General features: G+C 64.1%; 16 protein-coding genes and 1 tRNA gene. 4 read left to right on the plus strand and 13 right to left on the minus strand.

Annotated features, from left to right (window positions below):
• Positions 1–19 precede the first annotated feature (19 nt).
• Both IVB29_RS21330 and IVB29_RS21335 read left to right on the plus strand, forming a co-directional pair.
• Positions 20–463, plus strand: a complete 444-nt coding sequence (locus tag IVB29_RS21330; RefSeq protein ID WP_247505355.1) for a TspO/MBR family protein — start codon at positions 20–22, stop codon at positions 461–463.
• 94 nt (positions 464–557) lie between these two features.
• The gene (locus tag IVB29_RS21335; protein WP_247505356.1) at positions 558–767 is read left to right on the plus strand and encodes a hypothetical protein; all 210 of its coding nucleotides are present in this window, start codon (positions 558–560) and stop codon (positions 765–767) included.
• Between the two features lie 17 nt (positions 768–784).
• Here the strand turns inward: IVB29_RS21335 and IVB29_RS21340 are convergent.
• From IVB29_RS21340 to IVB29_RS21385, 10 genes are all read right to left on the minus strand, one after another.
• Positions 785–861 (minus strand) — tRNA-Arg (locus IVB29_RS21340).
• A 58-nt stretch (positions 862–919) separates the two neighbouring features.
• Complete coding sequence (locus tag IVB29_RS21345; RefSeq protein WP_247505357.1) at positions 920–1,987, minus strand: diguanylate cyclase; 1,068 nt, start codon at positions 1,985–1,987, stop codon at positions 920–922.
• Between the two features lies 1 nt (position 1,988).
• On the minus strand, positions 1,989–5,099 hold the full coding sequence (locus IVB29_RS21350) for an EAL domain-containing protein (protein WP_247505358.1): 3,111 nt from the start codon (positions 5,097–5,099) through the stop codon (positions 1,989–1,991).
• 176 nt (positions 5,100–5,275) lie between these two features.
• Positions 5,276–6,361 (minus strand): branched-chain amino acid ABC transporter permease, encoded by a 1,086-nt coding sequence (locus IVB29_RS21355; protein WP_247505359.1) that lies wholly within the window; start codon positions 6,359–6,361, stop codon positions 5,276–5,278.
• Positions 6,358–7,368: a branched-chain amino acid ABC transporter permease gene (locus IVB29_RS21360; protein ID WP_247505360.1), complete on the minus strand. Its 1,011-nt coding sequence runs from the start codon at positions 7,366–7,368 to the stop codon at positions 6,358–6,360. Before IVB29_RS21360 ends, IVB29_RS21355 begins: the two co-directional genes overlap by 4 nt.
• Entirely contained in the window at positions 7,365–8,087 is a 723-nt protein-coding gene (locus tag IVB29_RS21365) for an ABC transporter ATP-binding protein (protein WP_247505361.1), read from the minus strand. Before IVB29_RS21365 ends, IVB29_RS21360 begins: the two co-directional genes overlap by 4 nt.
• Complete coding sequence (locus IVB29_RS21370) at positions 8,084–8,860, minus strand: ABC transporter ATP-binding protein (RefSeq protein WP_247505362.1); 777 nt, start codon at positions 8,858–8,860, stop codon at positions 8,084–8,086. Before IVB29_RS21370 ends, IVB29_RS21365 begins: the two co-directional genes overlap by 4 nt.
• Before the next feature lie 159 nt (positions 8,861–9,019).
• On the minus strand, positions 9,020–10,204 hold the full coding sequence (locus tag IVB29_RS21375; protein WP_247505363.1) for a substrate-binding domain-containing protein: 1,185 nt from the start codon (positions 10,202–10,204) through the stop codon (positions 9,020–9,022).
• Between the two features lie 168 nt (positions 10,205–10,372).
• Entirely contained in the window at positions 10,373–12,109 is a 1,737-nt protein-coding gene (locus tag IVB29_RS21380; protein ID WP_247505364.1) for an EAL domain-containing protein, read from the minus strand.
• Between the two features lie 229 nt (positions 12,110–12,338).
• Positions 12,339–13,304, minus strand: a complete 966-nt coding sequence (locus IVB29_RS21385; RefSeq protein WP_247505365.1) for a sensor histidine kinase — start codon at positions 13,302–13,304, stop codon at positions 12,339–12,341.
• Positions 13,305–13,483: 179 nt separating this feature from the next.
• On the opposite strand from IVB29_RS21385, the gene IVB29_RS21390 reads away from it, so the two are divergent.
• A complete protein-coding gene (locus tag IVB29_RS21390) occupies positions 13,484–14,323 on the plus strand; it encodes a glucose 1-dehydrogenase (protein WP_247505366.1) in 840 nt (279 codons plus the stop codon).
• A gap of 150 nt (positions 14,324–14,473) precedes the next feature.
• Here the strand turns inward: IVB29_RS21390 and IVB29_RS21395 are convergent, their stop codons facing one another.
• The 3 genes from IVB29_RS21395 to sthA all read right to left on the minus strand — a co-directional run bounded on the left by IVB29_RS21395 (position 14,474) and on the right by sthA (position 18,924).
• The gene (locus tag IVB29_RS21395) at positions 14,474–15,850 is read right to left on the minus strand and encodes a cytochrome P450 (RefSeq protein WP_247505367.1); all 1,377 of its coding nucleotides are present in this window, start codon (positions 15,848–15,850) and stop codon (positions 14,474–14,476) included.
• 133 nt (positions 15,851–15,983) lie between these two features.
• The gene (locus IVB29_RS21400) at positions 15,984–17,219 is read right to left on the minus strand and encodes an LLM class flavin-dependent oxidoreductase (protein WP_247505368.1); all 1,236 of its coding nucleotides are present in this window, start codon (positions 17,217–17,219) and stop codon (positions 15,984–15,986) included.
• A gap of 313 nt (positions 17,220–17,532) precedes the next feature.
• A complete protein-coding gene (sthA, locus tag IVB29_RS21405) occupies positions 17,533–18,924 on the minus strand; it encodes a Si-specific NAD(P)(+) transhydrogenase (protein WP_247505562.1) in 1,392 nt (463 codons plus the stop codon).
• Positions 18,925–19,083: 159 nt separating this feature from the next.
• Between sthA and IVB29_RS21410 the strand changes: the two genes are divergently transcribed.
• Positions 19,084–20,496: an MFS transporter gene (locus IVB29_RS21410; RefSeq protein WP_247505369.1), complete on the plus strand. Its 1,413-nt coding sequence runs from the start codon at positions 19,084–19,086 to the stop codon at positions 20,494–20,496.
• Positions 20,497–20,594 lie beyond the last annotated feature (98 nt).

Consider the following 20,594-nt stretch of genomic DNA (forward strand, 5'->3'; position numbering starts at 1 on the left):
GAGAAGCGCGAGGTCATGGATGTTTCAATTGTCGGTCTTCGTCGTCGCGGTGGTCGGCATCGGCTGGCTGATAGGCGCGACCAATCTCCCCGGTGCGTGGTATGCCGGCCTCGCCAAGCCGGGCTTCGTGCCGCCGAACTGGGCGTTCCCGGTGGCGTGGACCATCCTCTACATCATGATCGCGGTGGCGGGCTGGCGGACCTTTCGCCGTGACCCAACGGGTCGAGCGATGCTGGTCTGGGCCGTGCAACTGGCGTTGAACTTCGCCTGGTCTCCGGTGATGTTCACGATGCACCAGATCGGATTCGCGTTGGTCATCCTCATCGGCCTGTTCGCCGCGATCGTGACCTACATCACTACAGAGACATCGCGCGACAGGTTGGCAGCCGCATTGTTCGTGCCTTACGCAGCCTGGGTCGCATTCGCCGGCGTGCTCAATGCGGCAATCTGGCGTTTGAATTGAGAAATTCAGTCTAGAGTTCATCAAAGAACAATCTCAGGCTTGTGAGTGGCAAGCCTAGGCATGCGATCCTACATGAGCGTGCAGAGGACAGCCCATGCAATACAGCTCCGAGCTCATTCAGACGATGCGTCAGGCACTCGAGACCGTGATGGCGAGCGTACCGGCTCATCAGTCGGTGTTCGGTTTGAAAGCAGCCGTAGCCGAATGCATTCTGAACGCTGCCGCACACGGCCAGACGTCGTATGACGGGCTGGTGCAGTCCGCCTCCGACCAGATCCAGGCGATTATTTCGATGCTGACGTGAAAACGGCTGGGGGAGACTGGCGCACCCGACACGATTCGAACGTGTGACCTTTGCCTTCGGAGGGCAACGCTCTATCCAGCTGAGCTACGGGTGCAGTCGAGGTTCATTTAGCCGATTGGCGGGGGGCGGGCAACCGCTTCCGCCGTCTTCGGTCAGGCTGATTTGCGGGCAATACGGCCAGGAACCGGCGCTGCCTCCCGCCCGAGCCCCGCGAATTCGGCGAGCAGGCGTTCGGCGCAGATGACGCGGTTGCGGCCGAGCCGTTTGGCCGCATAGAGCGCCTCGTCGGCGGCGCCCAGCAGCCGGTCGGGGGCTCCGTTGACGTCAGTGGGGATGTGGCTGGCGACGCCGACGCTGAGGGTGACGTGGTCGCCGGCACCGCTGGCGCCATGGGCTATCCGCAGGGTCATGACAGCGGCGCGGATTTCCTCGGCGATGGCGCAGGCGCTGTCGCAATCCATATCCGGCAGGATCAGCGCGAACTCCTCGCCGCCATAGCGGCTGGCGAGGTCGAGCGGGCGCACGGCGTGGCGGCTGACGACATCGGCGACCGCACGCAGGCATTCGTCGCCGCTCTGGTGGCCGTGACAGTCGTTGAACAGCTTGAAATGATCGACGTCGACGAACAGCAGCGCCATCGGCTTCTGCGTCCGCTGGGCGCGGGCCCATTCCGTCATCAGCATCTGGTCGAAGGCGCGGCGGTTCGACAGGCCGGTCAACCCGTCCTTGGTGGCAAGCTCTTTCAGCGCGGTCTCGGCGCGCTTCTGGTCGGTGAGGTCGCGCAGCGTCTCCACCACGGCGATCAAATTACCGGCCTCGTCATGGATCGGGCCGGCGTCGATGGCGAGATAGAGCTGGCTGCCGAGTTTTGGCATCACGCACCAGTTCTCCGCAGAGAAGCCGAGCCCGTTATGACCGCGCGCGGCGTACTCCGAATAATATTCCGGCAGCTGCTCGGGGCGGTCGAGCGCGACGAGGTCCGCCAGGCACGGGCGCTTGGTTTCGTAGAAAGCCTGCCAGTGCTTTGTCGTGCCGATCACCTCGGAGGCGGCGACGCCGGTCAGTCGCTCGCAGGCCCTGTTCCAGATCACGACGCGGCGCTTGGGATCGATCACGAAGGTCGGCACCACCAAATGCTGCATCAGCCGCACCGCATAGGAATCCGCGACGTCGACGGTTTTGGCTGAAGGCCTGCTTGACCTTTTTCCGGGCTTGGCCATCTCAGGCCACCGCCGCGACAGGCGCGGCGTCTCCCGGATTGAACAGCTTGCGCACTTCGGCCGCCGGCTTCGGCTTGCTGAACAGATAGCCCTGCATCTCCGTGCAGCCGAGCGCGCGCAGCATCTCGCGCTGGGCCTCGGTCTCGACGCCCTCGGCGACCGTGGTCATGTTGCTGGCGGCAGCGATGTTCACGACGGCCTGCACGATGACAGGCGCGCCGCTGGTCTCCGCGATATCGGCGACGAAGCAGCGGTCGATCTTGATCTTGTCGAACGGGAAACGCTTCAGGTAGCTCAGCGAGGAATAGCCGGTGCCGAAATCGTCGAGCGCGATACGCACGCCGATGGCGCGGAGCTGGTGCAGGATCGAGAGCGCCGCCTCGTCGTCCCGGATCAGCACGGCCTCGGTAATCTCGAGCTCGAGCCGGGAGGGAGCGAGCCCGGAGGCGGCGAGCGCGCCCGCAATCCGCAGCGCCAGCGTGTCGCATTTGAGCTGCACCGGCGAGACGTTGACCGCGATCCGCACATGCGCCGGCCAGGTCGCGGCCTCGTTGCAGGCGGTACGCAGCACCCAGTCGCCAAGTTCGGTGATCAGGCCGGTATCCTCTGCGATCGGAATGAACTCCGCCGGCGAGATCATGCCGCGCTCGGGGTGGCGCCAGCGCAGCAGCGCCTCGCAGCCCGAGACTTCGTTGGTGCGCAAATCGACCAGCGGCTGGTAGTGGATCTCGAAGCCGCCATTCACCAGGGCCTGGCGCAAATCCTGCTCCAGGGTCAGGCGCGCCCTGGCGCATGCGTCCATCGCCGGCTCGAAGAAGCGATGGGTGCGGCGGCCCGAAGCCTTGGCGCCATACATTGCAAGGTCGGCGTTCTTGATGAGCTGGTCGAGATCGGTGCCGTCCTGCGGCGCCAGCGCGATGCCGATGCTGGCATCGGTGGAGAGCTGATGGCCGAGGCAATGATAGGGCTGCCGGATCGCCTCGTAGATCCGTGTCACGAATGACAGAACCTCGGCGGAGGACCGCACTGCCGTCTGGATCACCGCGAATTCGTCACCGCCGAGCCGCGCGATCAGATCGCCTTTCTTGAGGCAGCCGCGCAGGCGCGTCGCGATCGCCTTCAGCAGCTCGTCGCCGACGTGATGGCCGAGCGAATCGTTGATGCCCTTGAACTCGTCGACGTCGATATAGAGCAATGCGAATTGCTGGCCGCCTGCGACCTTTTCCAGCTCGCGCTCGATTTGCTCGCGGAACAGCGTGCGGTTCGGCAGGTCGGTCAGCGCATCGTAATGCGCCATATGCGCGATCTTCTCATGGGCACGCCGCCGCTCGGTGACGTCCTCGATGACGCTGATGAGGTAGCGCGGCTCGCCGGACTTGTCGCGAATGCCGATGCGGGTCGAGGTGATATAGCGCGGTCCCTTGGTCTGGCTTTGCCAGGCATGCTCGTCCTTGAACAATCCCTCGGCGGTTTGCAGCGCCTTGCTGTCGTCTTCCGTGACGATCCTGGCTGTGTCATCCGGGTAGAGGTCGAACGGGGTCTTGCCGATGATCGCTTCACTGGATTGGCCGAATTGCTCCTCGGCGGTGCGGTTGATCAGCAGATATTCCCGCGTTCCAGCGTCCTTCACCGTGATCTGGGAGGGGATGTGATCGATGATCTCGCGCAGGAACATGTAGTTGCGGTCGCGCTCCTGCTCGAGATGGCGCCGCTCGGTGATCTCCTCGATCGTGGCGACCCAGCCGCCCTGCGCGAGCGGGGTGTTGATGACCTGGAAGGCGCGGCCGCTGGGCAGCTCATGGATCCTGGTGGAGACCGTGCCTTCGGCGACCACCCGCATCACATCGGCGCAAAACGCCTCGACGTCGCCGCCGAACGCGCCACGCTCCTTGCGATGGTACATGGCCTCGCGGATGTGGGTGCCGGGCTTGATGACGTCGTGGGAGAGGCCGAACATGTCGGCGTAGCGGCGGTTGCAGGTGACGATGGTGCCGCCTGCGTCGTACAGGATCAGCCCTTGCGACATGTTGTTCAAGGCGGTGTCGAGCCGCTGCCGCTCCGACTCGATCCGCTGCTGGGCCTCGCGGTTCTGCCGGTCGATCTGACGAATGATCAGATAGAGGATCAGCGCGATCACGGTGGCCGAAAGCATTGCCGTGGTGACCATGAAGCCGGTTTGCTGCCGCCAGTCCGCAAGCGCTGCGCTCATCGTGTTGGTTGCGACGATGACCAGCGGAAAATGGCCCAACGATGCGGCCGAGCCCAGCCGCTCCTCGCCGTCGAAGGGGCTTGTGACGCGAAGCGTCTGCTGGCCGCCATCAGCCAGCACTTTCTGCATCAGCGGTGCGTTCTTGTAGCTCGTCCCGATCATGGCTTCGATATGCGGGTAGCGCGCCAGCATCTTGCCTTCGCGGTCGAACAGTGAGATCGCCGTGCCCTCGGCGAGCGCCACGGATGCGAAATAATTCTGGTAGCTGTCCGGATCGATCCGGCGGACCATCGCGCCGAAGAAGGTGCCGTCGGTGCCGTTCAGCCGGCGCGCGACGACCGTCGTCCATTTGCCGATGAGGAAGCTGCGGACGGATTCCAGCGCCACCGGCTCGGCCATCGGATTCGATTTGAACGCCTGAAAGTAGGCGCGCGTAGAGACGTTGATCTTGGGCAGCGGTTGGGATCGCGACCAGTTGATGATCTCGCCGTCGGCATCGTAGATCACGATGTCGCCGAGATAGGATACGGCGCTGATCTTGCCCCGCAGCATCTCATTGGCTGCCGGTCCCGACATCCGCTCGCGGAACATCGCGGCTGAATTGATCTCCGGCAGTTTCATCTGCCCGATCAGATCGGCGGCGACGACGTCGGAATCCTGGAATTGCTGATCGAAGTGCCGCGCGATCAGCTGCACGGTGTTTTCGAGCTCGCGCTCGCGGTTGGCGAGGGTCCGCTCGCGAAACTCGCCGATGGCCATGGCGGTCACGGTGAATATTCCCGCGACCAGCAGCATGCCGCTCAGGGTCAGCCACAGCACGGGGCCGCGCCGCATCGCTGCCTCCCAGCCGCGTCTCGCGGCTAGGGACATTTCGGCTGCGATCCCTGTAAAGGCCTGGCGCATTCCCCCCTCCCTGGAGGAACAGGAATACACCGCACAAATGGCGTAAAGCTTAGGAAAGCCAGTTACCTAAGCATTAATCCAGTTGCGCTGTCCGGCCGGTATGCAGCGGGGCTGGAATCACCTCGCGGTTGCGCGGGTTCCCGCGACAATCGCTGCGCTGCATCATTAATCGTGGCTTAATGCGAGGCGCCCGTGCTCTTGTCGCCGCCGCCATTGCGGAGACGTCCGACCACGCCGGTCGGAAAGAAATAGACGCTGGCAATGAACAGCAGTCCGAGCCACAGCAGCCAGCGATCGGGGTGGAGAAGCCCCGGCAGCAGCGGCAAGCCGGCTTCCGACGCCGCCTTGGAGGCGACGCCCATCAGCGACTGCAGATAGTTCTGGGCGAGGATGAAGATGGTGGCGCCGATGATCGCGCCGTAGATCGTGCCCATGCCGCCGATCACGACCATCAGCAGGATGTCCAGCATGATCGAGAAGCTGAGCGAGGTGTCGGGGCCGGCATAACGCAGCCACAGCGCGTTCAGGATGCCGGCGCCGGCGGCGACGAGGGCGGCGAGGCAGTTGGCGTAGCTCAAATGGAAGACGGTGCGGAAGCCGAGCGCTTCGGCGCGAAAGCGGTTCTCGCGGATCGCTTGCAGCACGCGCCCGAACGGCGAGTTCACGACGCGCAGCAGCGCGAGGATCATCAGGGCCGAGACGGCGAACACCAGATAGAAGGTCAGAATCCGGCCGTTGATCTCGAAGCCGAACAGGCTTTTGGAGATCAGCACGGTGCCGGGACGCAGCAGCTCGGGCAGCTGGAAGCTGCGCCCGTCCTCGCCGCCGGTCAGCCAGGACAGCTGCGAGGCCAGCACCTGGAAGGCGGAGGCGACCGCGAGCGTGATCATGGCGAAAAAGATCGCGGCGACCCGCAACGAAAACAATCCGATCGCTAGCGCCAGCAGCGCGGCCAGCGGCAGGCCGACGACGATGCCGGTTGCGACCGCGGCCCAGTTCGGGCCCATCCCGTATAGCGCGATCGCGATGGCGTAGCTGCCGATGCCGTAGAACATGGTGTGGGCGAACGACACCGAGCCGGTATAGCCGAGCAGCAAATCGTAGGAGGCGACCAGCGCGGCGAACACGCAGATCTTGGCCGCGACGTTCAGCGCCTTGGCGCCCGGGAACAGGAACGGCGTCGCCGCCAGCGCCAGGATGATGACGACGAGGAGCAGCGTGAGCACGCGGCTGCGCGGCGGATCGCCGGAGAGAAGCATCATCGGCTGGTCACCGCATAGAGGCCGCGCGGCCGCCACATCAGAATGGCGACCATCAGCAGAATGTTGGAGACGAGGGCGAGTTTCGGTACCAGGAAGCCGCCGTAATTGGCGACCATCGCCACCAAAATCGCGCCGATGAAGCAGCCGCCGATCGAGCCCAGGCCGCCGATGATGACGACGACGAAAATCAAGACGGTGAGCTCGTCGCTCATGGAGGCGTGGACCTGCTCGCGATACAGCGCCCACATCACGCCGCCGAGGCCGGCGAGCGCCGATCCCGTCATGAACACGCCGAGGAACAGTCGTCGGATGCGATAGCCGAGCGCCTCGACCATCTCCCGGTTCTCGACGCCGGCGCGAATCAGGAGGCCGAGCTTGGTGCGGTTGAGCACGAGCTGGATCGCGATAAAGACACCCAGCCCGATCAGCATCGCCAGCACGCGATATTTGGCAATTGCGACGTCGCCGAAGATGAAGGAGCCGCGCAGCGAGGTCGGCAGCGGCATCGGGATGATCTGCGGTCCCCATAGCGCGTACATCGTCTGCTCGGCGACGATCAGGCCGCCCGTCGTCATCAGGATCTGCTTCAGATGCTGGCCGTAGACGGGCAGGATCAGCACGCGCTCCACGACCAGGCCGAGCGCGCCGGAGACCGCCATCGACAGCAGCGCCGCCGGCGCCAGCACAGCGAGGTTGATCCAGAGCGAATCTGCCTGCATTGAGGCCGCGAACGGCGCCAGCACCAGCGTTGCGACATAGGCGCCGACCGCGATGAAGGCGCCGTGGCCGAAATTGAGCACGTCCATCAGGCCGAACACCAGCGTCAGGCCGGAGGCCATGATGAAGATCATCATGCCCATCGCGAGGCTCGCCGCCGTCAGCGTCAGCCAGGTGCTGGGTGAGCCGATCAGGGGGATCATCACGAGGGCGAGCGCGATCGGCAGCAGGATCGGTGCGATGTCGCGCTTCGGTTTCGGCAGCGGATCGGCAGCGGCAATCTCGGTCACTGATGCGCCTCCAGGCTCAGGCCGAGCAGCCGCTCCTGCAGCGGCACGTCGGCGGCCAAGGCCGCCATCTCGCCGCGATGGACGATGGTGCCGTTGTCCATGACCAGCACGTTGTCACCAAGCTCGCGGGCGGCAAAGAAATTCTGTTCCACCAAAAGGATCGTCGCGCCCCTGCGCTTGATCTCCTTCAGGCACTCGATCAGCGCCACGATGATCGCAGGCGCCAGCCCCTTGGTCGGCTCGTCGATCAGCAAGAGCTTGCGCGGCTCGATGATCGCGCGCGCGATCGAGAGCATCTGCTTTTGCCCGCCCGAGAGACTGCCCGCACGCGACAGCCAGAACCGGCGCAGCGCCGGGAAGAAGCCAAAGATCCAGTCCAGCTGCTTGTCGTCCATCGGCCCGTCGCGGGCCGCCAGCACGAGATTTTCCTTCACCGTGAGGTCGGAAAACACGGCCATGCTCTCGGGCACATAGCCGACGCCGAGCCGCGCGATATCAGGCGTGGCGCGGCCCTCGATGCGCTCGCCGGCGAGGCTGATCTCGCCGGAGGAAGCCTGCCACAGGCCCATGATGGTGCGCAGCGTCGTAGTCTTGCCGGCGCCGTTGCGGCCGAGCAGCATCGTGGTCTGCCCTTGCTGGACCGCGAGGTCGATGCCCTGGAGGATGTGATAGCGGCCGATATGGGTGTGCACGCCGGAGAGTTTGAGCAGGTCTGTCATGCTGCGCCCTCTGAAGCTTTCTTGGGCGCGACGCCGAGATAGGCTTGCTGCACGATCGGCGAGGCGATCACCTCGGCCGGCAGACCATCCGCAACGAGTTGGCCGTTATGCAGCACGATGATGCGGTCGGCGAGCGAGCGGACCACGTCCATCTTGTGTTCGACCAGCAGGATGATCTTGCTCTTGTCCTGCTTGAGCTGCGCGATCAGGTTGAGGACAACAGGGACCTCGTCGATGCTCATGCCCGCGGTCGGCTCGTCGAACATGAACACTTTCGGCTGCAGCGCGATCATCAGCGCGACCTCGAGCTTGCGCTGATCGCCATGCGATAGCGCGGTCGCGGCGACGCCGCGTCGGCCACCGAGCGCGACCTGATCGAGGATGGCGTCGGCGCGCGCGATCAAGTCGCGGCGGACCATCCAGGGCCGCAGCATGTCGTAATGCGTACCATCAGCCGCCTGCACCGCGAGGCGGACGTTTTCCTCCACCGTCAGGTTCGGAAACAGGTTCGTGAGCTGGAACGCGCGCCCGAGGCCGGCGCGGGTCCGCAGCGGCGCGGAATGCTGGGTGATGTCGGTGCCGTCGAACAGGATGTGGCCTGCGGAGGCGCGCAGCTGGCCCGAGATCAAATTGAAATAGGTGGTCTTGCCGGCGCCGTTGGGTCCGACGATGGCGGTGAGCTCGCCCGGGCGGAACGTGCAGGTGACGTTGTTGACCGCGACATGGCCGCCGAAGCGAATGGTGAGGTCGCGGGTTTCTAAGCTCAACGTCATTGGAAGTCCGGCGAATGATGAGATGAGAATATATCCGCGACCACGCCACGCCCCCTCCCCCGCTTGCGGGGGAGGGCTGGGGAGAGGGTGTCTCCGCAATCGAGAACCCCAGGAGAACAGAGCCCTCTCCCGCAAGCGGGAGAGGTGAAGCAAGAGAGATCAGCGCTTGTTCTTAACCGGAACGTCCATGTCCTCGATCTTCAACTCGCGCACCGGCTCGAGCACGGCCCAGGCGACGTTCGGATCGACCTTGACCTTGAAGTGATACATGCTCTGCAGCGCCTGATGGTCTTCTTTCCGGAACACCATCTTGCCCTTCGGCGTGTCGAACTCCAGGCCTTCCATCGCCGTGATCAGCTTCTCGGTGTCGGTCGATTTCGCCTTGGTGACCGCGGCGACGACGGACATCGCGGCGGCAAACCCGCCCGCGGTGAAGAAGTCCGGCGGCGCCTTGAACCGCTTCTGGTGCTCGGCGACGAACCAGTCGTTCACCGGATTCTTCGGGATGTCGTAGTAGTAATAGGTCGCGCCTTCCATGCCCGGCAGGCCCTTATACGCCGCGAGCGCCGGCAGGATGTTGCCGCCGGTGGAGAGCTCGATGCCATAGCGCTTCGGGTCCATGTCCTGGAGTTTTGCCAGCGGATTGCCGGCGCCGGCCCAGATCACCCAGATGATCTTACGGCCCGGCTTGTCTTTCAGCGCATCAAACAGGCGCTGGCCGACCGCGGTGAAGTCGGTGGTCGAGGTCGGGGCGTATTCCTCGGCGGCGAGCGTCGCGCCGGTCTTGGCGAGCGCTTCCTTGAAGGCGCCGACGCCGTCACGGCCGAACGCATAGTCCTGCGCCAGCGTCGCAACGGTGACGCCCTGCTTGCCGATCGCGACCGCGTTGGAGATCGCGTCCTGCGACGAATTGCGTCCGGTGCGGAAGATGTAGCGATTCCACTTCTCGCCGGTAATCTGGTCCGCGACCGCGGGCTCGACGATGAGGATCTTCTTGTTCTCCTCGGCGACGGGGAGAATGGCGAGCGCTGCGGCCGACGAGGTCGTGCCGATCGCGATGTCGGCCTTGTCGTCCTGGTAGGCCTCCGCGAGCGCGGCCTTGGAAAGGTCGGGCTTGCCCTGGTCGTCCTTGGTGATGACGACGATCTTGCGGCCGTCGAGCGTCATCGTGCCCTTGGTGGCGTATTCAAAGCCCATTTGCAGGCCGGTCTCGGTCTGCTTGGCGTAAGCCTCGAGCGGGCCGGTCTTGCCGTAGATCAGCGCGATCTTGAGGTCGTCGGCGCGCGCGGAGCTGCTCGCGGCCAGGCCGATGATGGCTGCTGTGAGAATGAGCGATCGACGCACGGTGGTCCCTCCCTGATGAAATACCTTGCCCACAGCGATTTGCATAACAACGCAAACATTGCAATTCCACCTTCCGGCGAAGCTTGCTGCGGGCTTGTGTGACAATGTCTTGACGTGCTGGTGGCGGATTGCAGCTGCCGAAGAAATCGGCAGCCCGAGACGGAGCGGTTACCGCCGATACCCGCTCGCCCGCGAATATCCCTGCCGGTTCTGCTGCATCGGACGGCTGGCCACGCTGCCCCGTGACTCGCTGGAGGTGGGGGTGCCGAGCTTCAGTTCCTCCAGGAAGATCGGCCGCGAGAAATAATAGCCTTGCGCGTAGCGGATCTTGGTTGCGGCCTGGAGGTAGGCGAGCTCCTCGTAGGATTCGAGGCCTTCGGCGATCACGGTCATGCCGAGCGCTTCGCTCAAGGATTCGATCGCGCGCAAAATGCCTTGGCTGCGCGGGCGCTTATGGATGTCGGTGATGAAGGAGCGGTCGATCTTGATCTCGTCGGCGGTGATGTCGGCGAGCGCCGAGAGCGAAGAATAGCCGGTGCCGAAATCGTCGATCGAGATGCCGACGCCGAGCTTGCGGAACATCGGCAGGATTTCCGACTGGAAATGACTCTTGGCGACGAAGGCGTCTTCCGTCACCTCGATCATGAATCGCTGGGGAAAGCCGGTCTCCTCCAGCGCCAGCGCAAAGCTGCGCATGAATTCGGGATTGCCGGCCTGCTTGGCGGCGACATTGATGCTGATGGTCGCTTCCGCGCCAAAGGTCTCGTTGATCAGGTCGATCGATTTGACGATCTCGGCGAGCACCAGATGAGTGAGCTCGTCGATCAGTCCGAGCTCGCCGGCGAGGTTGATGAACGAGCCCGGCGCCTGGATCACGCCTTCGTCGTCGCGCAAGCGCACCAGCGCCTCGATGCCCTTCACCGCCTGGGTGCGGATGTCGACCTTGGACTGGAAGGCGCAGCAGAAGCGCTTTTCGAGGATGGCCAGCCGCAGCGACTGCTCGATCTTCATCCGCGCCAGCGCCTCGCGCTCCATGCTGGAATCGAAGAACGCCGCCATTCCCTTGCCGTCGTTCTTGATGCGATACATCGCGATGTCGGCGTTCTGGCGCAGCGTCTCGAAGCTGCGGCCATGATCGGGATAGAGGCTGATGCCGACGGAGGTGGAGGCGAAGACTTCCGAATTGTCGATGAAGAACGGCGCGGTCAGCCGCTCCAGCGTCGATTGCACGAACTCGGCAACTTCCTCCTGACTCTGGATCGGTGAGAGCAACAGCAGAAATTCGTCGCCGGAGATGCGCGACAGCATGTCGGAATCGCGCAAGTCGCGTCCGAGCCGCTTCGCCAGCTCGACCAGCAGCGCGTCACCGACGGTGTGGCCGTAATAATCGTTGATGTGCTTGAAATTGTCGACGTCGAGAAAGGCGAGCGCGAAACGATCGCCCTTGCCGTCGCGCGCGAGCAGGCTGTTGGCGCGGTGCTCGATCACGCGCCGCGAGGGCAGGCCGGTCAGCTCGTCGAAATAGGCCGAACGGAACAGCTGGTCCTCGAAGTTCTTCTGTTCGGTGATGTCGGAGGAGGCCGAGATCAGCAGCTCGCGTCCGGCGAGGCTGATGGGGCGATGGGTGGTCAGCAGCACTTGGCGCGCGGCGCCGTCGTGAAGGGCTTCCTCGGAGATGACTGGCTGACCGGACCTCAATGCCCGCTGGCAGGCTTCGCGGCGAGGCGCGGGATCGGGCGAGGGTCGGCTGCCGTCCATGCCGAGCTGGGACGCCGCGGCATCATTAACCAGCAGAAGCTCGCCGTGGGCGTCCTGCACGGTCAGGCCGGCCGGCAGCATTCTAACGATTTCCTTGAGAAATCCGAGTTCGGCTTCACTCGCGCCGGAATATTTGTTGTCGTTCATAGAAGTCATGAATCTTGTTGTTTCTGCGCGCCTTTGCAATGGCGCGATCTTGCGCGGTTCCCTCTTAAGTTTGGTTAAGGGGTACGGAGAAATACGAGGGTGTTTTGCGGCGATGCGACGCGTGCAGAAAATCGTCATTAACAGAGCGTCAATGCCGCTTGCGAAACCCCAAGCGGAGCGCGCGCTTCTCTTTCGCTTGTGCCGAGTCTGGCCGCCGGTCTAGCCGCGTCTATCCGTTCTTGGGGACGCGGCATTGCATGATGCAATGCAGGCCGGTCTCCAGATACGAGACTTCGGTCTTGCCGTCGAAGGCTGATAGCGCCGACTTCAGCAATTTGGTGCCGAAGCCGGGCGCCGATACCTTGCCGATGCTCGGACCTTCGGTCTCGTCCCAGGTGACGGTCAGGCGGTCGCCGCTGACGGTCCATGACACCAGCAACAATCCCCGCGGCGCGGAGAACGCGCCATATTTGCCCGCGTTGGTGGCGAGCTCATGAAACATCAGTGACAGCGTCACCGCGAGCTTCGGCGGCAGGAACAGCCGGTCGCCGTTGAGGGTGAAGCGGACATGGCCATAGGGCCCGAGCTCCGAGATCAGGAGATCGCGGATGTCACAGCCCGCCTTGTCGATCCGCGAGATCAAATCGTCGGTCGTGGCCAGCGAGCGCAGCCGTGGATCGATCCGGGCCCAGACCTGCGGCTGGTCGTGCAGCACCTGATGAATTACGGCGTGCACGGTCGACAGCTTGTTCTTCAGCCGGTGCTGGAGCTCGTCGACCAGCAGCTTGCGATAGTCTTCTTCCTCGATCAGGCGTTTGGAGATTCGGCGCTGCTCGACCAGCATCGTACGATAATGCTCGACGCCCCAGATGGTGAGCGCGCAGACCGCCCAGTACAGCGCCAGCAGGGCAAACCGCGCGTGATCGGCCAGGGCATCGCTGAAATTCAGGGTCACGCCGAGCACGCCGCCGACGATCGCCGTCACGATGCCGATCCGGAAGCCTCCGAAAGCGGCGGCAAAGAACACGGCCGGAAAATAGGGGGTGAAGTAGACGTCCGGCCGCACATGCGCGAGCCCCCAGCGCGCCAGCGTCGCAACCAGCACGCAGGCGACCGCAAAGGCAATGCTGAGGCCGAGTGACGGCGGTGCCAAGCCCTGCCAGCCCTTGCGGAAGTCGTCGATCAGCTTCTCCATGCGCAGCCCGGTCGCGATGTGCCTTCGCGGTGAATGTTACGCATGTCAGCAGCGCAAGCAAAGCTTGCCTTGTCGGGAGACGGCAGGAATAGTGAGCGCTGCGGCGTCGATCGCCGCGGCACCGTTATCGATCGGTGGCCACCATTTGGCATCAAATCATTCAAAAACAGGGACATTCCATGGGAAGGCTGGACGGCAAGGTGGCGGTGATCACGGGTGCGACGAGCGGCATCGGATTGCGTACTGCGGAAGTCTTCGTTGCCGAAGGTGCCAAAATTGTGATCGCGGGGCGGCGCATACCGGAAGGCGAGGCGCTGGCATCGCGGCTCGGGGCCGCTTGCGTCTTCCGCCAGACCGATGTGACTGTCGAAGCGCAGATGCAGGCCCTGATCGCGCTCGCGGTGGAAAAATTTGGCCGCATCGACTGCCTGTTCAACAATGCCGGCGGTCCGGCGCAGACCGGCGGCATCGAGGGCCTCGAGGTCGAGCGCTTCGACGCCGCGATGGCGACGCTGGTGCGCAGCGTCATGCTCGGCATGAAGCACGCCGCGCCCCATATGAAGAAGCAGGGGGCCGGCAGCATCATCAACAATGGCAGCATCGCCGGTCGTCTCGCCGGATTCTCCTCATCCGTGGTCTATGGCGCGGCCAAGGCGGCGGTGATCCATCTCACCAAATGCGTGGCGATGGAGCTCGGCGAATCCAATGTGCGCGTCAACTCGATCTCGCCCGGCGCGATCGCGACCGGCATCTTCGGCAAGGCCCTCGGTCTGTCGACAGAAGCCGCCGAAAAGACTCCGGCGGTGATGCGCGATGTCTACAAGACGGCACAGCCGATCCCGCGCGCCGGCATCCCCGACGACATCGCGCATGCCGCGGTGTTCCTGGCGAGCGACGAGTCGAGCTTCATCAACGGCCACGACCTGGTCATCGACGGCGCCATGACCAGCGGCCGCAATTGGAGCCAGCAGCAGCAGGGCCTGGCGGCCTTGCGCAACGCGTTCGATCAGGGGGCGTAGGAGACAGGTTTCGTGCCCCGGACGCGGTGCGGCGCGAAGTGCCGCTCCGCAGAGCCGGGGCCCCGAACTGAAAATGTCTCAACATTCTGGGTCCCGGCTCTGCGCAGCAGCGCTAGCGCCGCAGCGCGTCCGGGACACGAGACTTGAGAGCTAAACCGCCTTCACCCGCACCTTCAACCCATCCCGCGGCTTCGGGATCGGCCACATCTGCCACTCCGGCTTGTAGCCGGGCTCCAGCGACACCTCGAGGTTCTGCAGGAAGTGCCGCGCAAAACACTTCGCCTGCATGTAGGCGAAGTGCAGGCCGAGGCACATATGCGCGCCGCCGCCGAACGGCACCCAGGCGAAGCGGTGGCGGTTGCGCTGGGCGTCCTCGGTGAAGCGCAAGGGATCGAAGCGATCCGGCTCCGGCCAGAGGTCCTTCATGTGATGGGTGTAGAGCGGATTGACGCCGACCGCGGTACCGGCGGGAATCGTAAATCCCTTGAAGGTGAAATCGCGCATCGCGCGGCGCGGCATCGAGGGCACCGGCGGCTTGATCCGCAGCGCCTCCTTGAACGCCATCTCCGACAGCGGCATCTTTTCGAGATCATCGAAGCTGCTGGGTGCACCCGGCGCAAGCCCGAGCGCCTGGACTTCCGCGCGCAGCCTGTCCTGCCAGTCCGGATTGGCGGCGAGCTCGCCGATGAAGGAGGTCAGCGACGAGGTCAGTGTGTCGTGCGCCGCCATCATCAGGAAGCTCATATGGTCGATGATGTCCTGCTCGGACAGCAGCGCGCCGTCCTCATGGGTGGCGCGGCAGAGATGCGAGAACAGATCGTCGCCGCCATGATTGCCGCGTCGGAGCGGAATCTGCTCGCGGAAATAGGCGACGATGCGCTTGCGTCCGTTGACGCCACGCGCCATCTGCGTGCCGGGCAGGGGGCGGCGGATCGGGGCGACCGCAGCCGCGACCATGTCGACGAAGGCGCGGTTGATCTCGTCGACCTCCGGCCCGATATCGGCGCCGAGGAACGAGGCCGCAGCAAGATCGAGCGTGAGCTGCTTCATCGCCGGATAAAGCTGCATCTCGCCGGGCGCGGCCTTCCACTGCGCGACCCGCGCGGCGATGCCGCGGTCGAGATCGCTAAGATAAGACTTCATCGGCCCGGACTTGAACGCGACCGACAGCGCCTTGCGATGCAGACGGTGCTCGTCGAAATCGAGCAGCATCAATCCGCGTGGAAACAGCAGGCCGAGCACCTTGTTCCAGCCGTGTGTCGACGAAAACAGTTTTTGCTGGTCGAACAGCACCAGCTCATTGGCCTCCGGCCCGAGCAGCACGACATTGGTCTCGCCGAAAATGTGGGTGCGGTAGACCGGGCCCCATTTGGCGCCGTTTGCTTCGATGTGCCCCTTGGGGTCGGCCAGCACCTGAAAGGTCTTGCCGATGATCGGCCAGCCCTCGTCGCCGGGGATGTGCGTCAGCTCATTGCGTTTGGGCGCGGTGAAGCCAAGCGCAGGCGTGGCCACATTCTGCATCGACATGACGATTGCTCCGGTTGGCTGACCGAACAGCGCGCGATCGCGATATTAATATGGCCTGCGCCACGCTGACGGGATCAACATAGCACAGGCCGCAATCACTTGCTCATGATAGTGGCTACAGGCGTAGCCGCGTCTATCGCTTCGCCGCTTCCTTCTGCAGATCCGGCGCATTGACGGCGGGAATGGCGACGCGGCCGGGGCCGGTCACCTTGAGCGCCTCGGCGGCCTTCTCGTTCTGCATGATCTTGGCCATCACCGCCTGTCCCGCGCGCTCGAAAATCTCGCGGTTCTCGATCACGAACTTTTGCGACTTGCGCAAAGAATCGACGTAGCCGTTGATCTCCGGCACGACGTAGCGCGCGACCATGTCCCAGCTGCGGCGGGTGGCTTCCGGGTTGGCCCAGTCGTGCACGAAGCCGATGACGGCGCCGATGCCGCCGGACACTTGCATCACGTTCTTGATGGTTTTGACGAGATCGTCGGGCGTGCCGATGGTGGAGGCCGCGCCCTCGACAAAGGCTGTCTTGTCCACGGCTTCATCGGCTGAGGAGAACGCGGTCAGGCCCGGCCGCTGCAGCGTGCCGACATTATATTCGTTGTGCCAGCGCATCAGCCCGGCGCCGGCCTCCTTGCGCGCCTGCTCGCGGCTCTCGGCGATGTGGAAAGTCAGGAGCACGCGCCAGTTCGCGCGATCGACTGTGGTGCCGTGCTTCTTGGCGGCATCTTCCGCAAATTGCCATTGCTGCTGCAGCGACATCAGTCCCTGCGTCGTCATCGAGCCCAGCGAGATGATGCCGATGCCGTATTTGCCGGCGAGCGTCATCCCCGACGGCGAGATCTGCGAGGCTACCACGAACGGCATCTCCTCCTGCAACGGCAGGATCTGGAGCGCGGCGTCGTTCATGGTGAACCATTCGGTCTTCGCCGTGACGCGCTCGCCGTTGAACAGGCGGCGGATCACCGCGATCGCCTCGTCCTGACGGTCGCGCTGCGTCATCGGGTCGATGCCGAGCGTATGTGCGTCGGAGGCGAGCGCGCCGGGACCGGAGCCGAAGATGGCGCGGCCGCCGGTCATGTGGTCGAGCTGCACCATGCGCTGGGCAACGTTGTAGGGATGGTGATATGGCAGCGACACCACGCCGGTGCCGAGCTTGATCCGCTTGGTGCGCTCGCCGGCCGCGGCCAGAAACATCTCGGGCGAAGCGATCATCTCCCAGCCGGAGGAATGATGCTCACCGCACCAGTACTCGTCATAGCCGAGCGCATCCAACTGCTCGACCAGATCGAGATCGCGCCGAAACTGGAGCATCGGATGCTCCCCGATCGGGTGATGCGGGGCAAGGAAAGCTCCGAACTTCAGGCGCGCCATGGCGTTCTCTCCGGCTGGATTTTTTGTTTGTTGAGGCGGTGAGGCTACGTGCCTGATGACACGAACGCAATCGCGCGATGTCCCGCGTTACGGAATGCAGGCATGCGTGTAAACGAGGCGAGGTTGCTTCTTCTCCCTCTCCCCGTTCTTACGGGGAGAGGGTTGGGGTGAGGGGCCTCTCTCCGCAGATGAGATCGTCGTGAGACCTGTGCCCCCTCACCCGGAATTCAAACTGCGTTTGAATTCCGACCTCTCCCCGCATCCGCCTCCGCTAAAGCTTCGGCGGACAAGAGCGGGGCGAGGTGAAGAAAGATCACCGCGTCATCCTGTTCCACGCATCGAGACCGGCGATCTTGTACGCCTCGGCCAGCGTCGGGTAGTTGAACGTGTTCTGGATGAAATAATCGATGGTGCCTTTGAGGTTGAGCACGGCCTGGCCGATATGGATCAGTTCGGTCGCGCCTTCGCCCAGAATATGCACGCCGAGCAGGCGGCGCGTCTTGGTCGAGAAGATCATCTTCATCATGCCGCTGTTCAGCCCCATGATGTGGCCGCGCGAGGTCTCGCGGAAGCGCGCGATGCCGACCTCGTAGGGAATGCCGCGCGCGCGCACCTCTTCCTCGGTGAGGCCGGTCGTCGAGATCTCCGGCACCGAGTAGATGCCGTAGGGAAAGAATTCCGGCGGCGCCATCGGCTCCATGCCGAGCGCGTGGCAGGCGGCGACGCGGCCCTGCTCCATCGATGTCGAAGCAAGGCTCGGAAATCCGATCACGTCGCCGGCGGCATAGATGTGCGGCACGCTGGTCTGCAAGGTGACAGGGTCGACCGAGATGCGGCCGCGATGGTCGACCACAATGCCGGCGGTCTCGAGGTTGAGCCGGTCGGTAGCGCCGACGCGGCCCGCGGCGAACAGCAGCATTTCGGTAGTGACGTGCCGCCCGTCCGACAGATGCGTGACGATGCTGCCCTGTGCGGTCTTCTCGATCGAGTTGACCTTGGCGCCGAGCCGCAGCGCGACGTTGCGGTCGCGGAGCTCGTGCATGAACTCGTCGATCAATTCCTTGTCGATGAAATCGAGGAAGGTCGGCCGTGGCTCGATCAGGGTCACGGGCACGTCGAGCGCGCTGAAGATGGTGGCGTATTCGACGCCGATCACGCCGGCGCCGATCACGGCGAGGCTCCGCGGCAGTTTCGTCAGCTCGATGATCTCGTCGCTGTCGAGCACGGTGGTGCCGTCGAACGGCACGTAGTCGGGCCGGAACGGGCGCGTGCCGCAAGCGATCAGGATGAACGCGGCCGACACGGTCTTGGTCTCGCCGATCGGGCTGGTGATCTCGACTTCGTGCGCCGAGACCAGCCTTGCCTCGCCATTGGCGGTCCGCACCAAATTGCGACTGAACTGATGCTCGAGCACCTCGACCTCATGGTCGAGCGTCTTCTGCAGCCGGGTCATGAGATCGCTGGCCGCGATGTCCTGCTTCACCCGGTAGGAGCGACCGTAAAATCCGCGCTCGCGCCAGCCCGACAGGTTCAGCACCGTCTCGCGCAGCGTCTTTGAGGGGATGGTGCCGGTGTGGACCGAGACGCCGCCGACCCGCCGGCCCTTCTCCACCACCAGCACGGCCTTGCCGAGCTTGGCACATTGCACCGCTGCCCGCCGACCCGACGGGCCCGAGCCGATCACCACCATGTCGTAATCGTACATCGCGAAGACTTCCGAGCCCGCAAAACCAGCAGGAACTGCCATGCAGCAATCGGGCCAATGCAGCAAGAGGAAAGCAAGTCCTACGTCGGAGGTAATCGCGCGGATGAGGTCGATCTGCGAGCATCGCGGCCAAATAAATTCTCCGGGGTTTGCACGCCGATGCATCAGACCGTCACAAAGCCGATCGATTCGACCCGCCGCTGGTGGGTGCTCGCGATCGTCGTCGCGGCACAGTTCATGTTCGGCGTCGACGCCTTCATCGTGAACGTCGCCATTCCGACCATTGCGGTGGACCTTCACGCCACGCCCGCCCAGATCGAATCCGTCATTGCGATCTATCTGATCGCTTATGCCACGCTGGTCGTCACCGGCGGCCGCCTCGGTGACATCCACGGCACGAAGAACGTGTTCCTGGCCGGCGTGCTCGGCTTCACGACGACTTCGCTGTGGTGCGGCCTTGCACAGTCGGGCGCAGAGCTGATCGTCGCGCGGCTGGCGCAAGGCGCGACCGCTGCGCTGATGGTGCCGCAGGTGCTGGCGACGCTGCATCTGCTGTTCACGGACGGCGAGCGCAGCCGCGCCTTCGCGATTTACGGCATCGTGCTTGGGCTTGCGGGCGCGGCAGGCTTCCTGCTCGGCGGCCTCCTCGTCACGCTCGATCTCGCCGGCACCGGATGGCGCTCGGTGTTCTTCGTCAACGTGCCCTGCGGTCTCGCCATCGCCGCTGCGGCCTGGCGCATCATGCCGTCGGTGCCGCGCCGGGGCGGCACAAAGCTCGACATTAAAGGGAGCGTCGTGCTGTTCGCGGGGCTGCTGTGCCTGATTGGGCCGCTGCTGTTTGGTCACGATGTCGGCTGGGCGCCTTGGCTGTGGGTGGTGATGGCGATGGGCGGAATGATCCTCGCTGCATTCCTGAAGCTCGAACATGCGGTCGCGCGCGCCGGGGGCGTGCCGCTGATCGATCTTTCGTTGCTGGCGGATACCGCCTTCTTGCGCGGCCTTGGTGCGGCGTTCTTTTTCTTCGTCGCCAATCTCTCGTTCTATCTGGTGATGACGCTGTTCATGCAGCGAGGCCTGAAGATCCCGCCGCTCACGGCCGGCATGGCCTGCATTCCACTTGCCGTCGCTTTCGTCGTGGCTTCACGCCACAGCGGCGCACGCGCACGGCATCGCGGCACGAGAGTGTTGATCGAGGGCTGCGCGTTGCAGATCGCGGGCCTCGCGGCGCTCGCGCTTCTTGCAGGTTCCGTCGATGCGCCGACACCACTTCCGCTCGCGCTGACCATGGGCATCTTCGGCTACGGTCAAGGATTGGTGATGGCGCCGCTGTCAGGCGCGGTGCTCTCGACCGTCAAAGCTGCCGCCGCAGGCTCAGCCTCCGGCATGTACGGCACCACGGCGCAGATCGGAAATGCGGCCGGAGTGGCCGCAATCGGCGCCGTGTTCTTCGCAGTCGAATCATTGCAATCAGCGCGCGCAGGATTCCTGATCTCGCTTGCATTGTTTGCGGTGTTAATGATGATCTGCGTCGCATTTCTGTCGTGGATGCGCCGCGCGGCTGCACGAAGTTGAGGCATTGCGGTTAATACGCACGGATATCTGCGGGCTTTTGCGTGATTCAGGGCTGATCGACAGCACACGGTCTTTTCATTTTGCAGTGCAGCAACTAT

Origin of the sequence: Bradyrhizobium sp. 1 (genome assembly GCF_023073315.1) — a bacterium.
Lineage (GTDB): Bacteria > Pseudomonadota > Alphaproteobacteria > Rhizobiales > Xanthobacteraceae > Bradyrhizobium.

What these genes read in the sequence shown, in the direction of transcription:
- sthA (WP_247505562.1), bottom strand. Translation starts at nt 18,924, where the DNA reads ATGTACGATTACGACATGGTGGTGATCGGCTCGGGCCCGTCGGGTCGG.
- IVB29_RS21400 (WP_247505368.1), bottom strand. Translation starts at nt 17,219, where the DNA reads ATGGCGCGCCTGAAGTTCGGAGCTTTCCTTGCCCCGCATCACCCGATC.
- IVB29_RS21380 (WP_247505364.1), bottom strand. Translation starts at nt 12,109, where the DNA reads ATGAACGACAACAAATATTCCGGCGCGAGTGAAGCCGAACTCGGATTT.
- IVB29_RS21385 (WP_247505365.1), bottom strand. Translation starts at nt 13,304, where the DNA reads ATGGAGAAGCTGATCGACGACTTCCGCAAGGGCTGGCAGGGCTTGGCA.
- IVB29_RS21395 (WP_247505367.1), bottom strand. Translation starts at nt 15,850, where the DNA reads ATGTCGATGCAGAATGTGGCCACGCCTGCGCTTGGCTTCACCGCGCCC.
- IVB29_RS21355 (WP_247505359.1), bottom strand. Translation starts at nt 6,361, where the DNA reads ATGATGCTTCTCTCCGGCGATCCGCCGCGCAGCCGCGTGCTCACGCTG.
- IVB29_RS21370 (WP_247505362.1), bottom strand. Translation starts at nt 8,860, where the DNA reads ATGACGTTGAGCTTAGAAACCCGCGACCTCACCATTCGCTTCGGCGGC.
- IVB29_RS21350 (WP_247505358.1), bottom strand. Translation starts at nt 5,099, where the DNA reads ATGCGCCAGGCCTTTACAGGGATCGCAGCCGAAATGTCCCTAGCCGCG.
- IVB29_RS21365 (WP_247505361.1), bottom strand. Translation starts at nt 8,087, where the DNA reads ATGACAGACCTGCTCAAACTCTCCGGCGTGCACACCCATATCGGCCGC.
- IVB29_RS21390 (WP_247505366.1), top strand. Translation starts at nt 13,484, where the DNA reads ATGGGAAGGCTGGACGGCAAGGTGGCGGTGATCACGGGTGCGACGAGC.
- IVB29_RS21410 (WP_247505369.1), top strand. Translation starts at nt 19,084, where the DNA reads ATGCATCAGACCGTCACAAAGCCGATCGATTCGACCCGCCGCTGGTGG.
- IVB29_RS21330 (WP_247505355.1), top strand. Translation starts at nt 20, where the DNA reads ATGTTTCAATTGTCGGTCTTCGTCGTCGCGGTGGTCGGCATCGGCTGG.
- IVB29_RS21345 (WP_247505357.1), bottom strand. Translation starts at nt 1,987, where the DNA reads ATGGCCAAGCCCGGAAAAAGGTCAAGCAGGCCTTCAGCCAAAACCGTC.
- IVB29_RS21335 (WP_247505356.1), top strand. Translation starts at nt 558, where the DNA reads ATGCAATACAGCTCCGAGCTCATTCAGACGATGCGTCAGGCACTCGAG.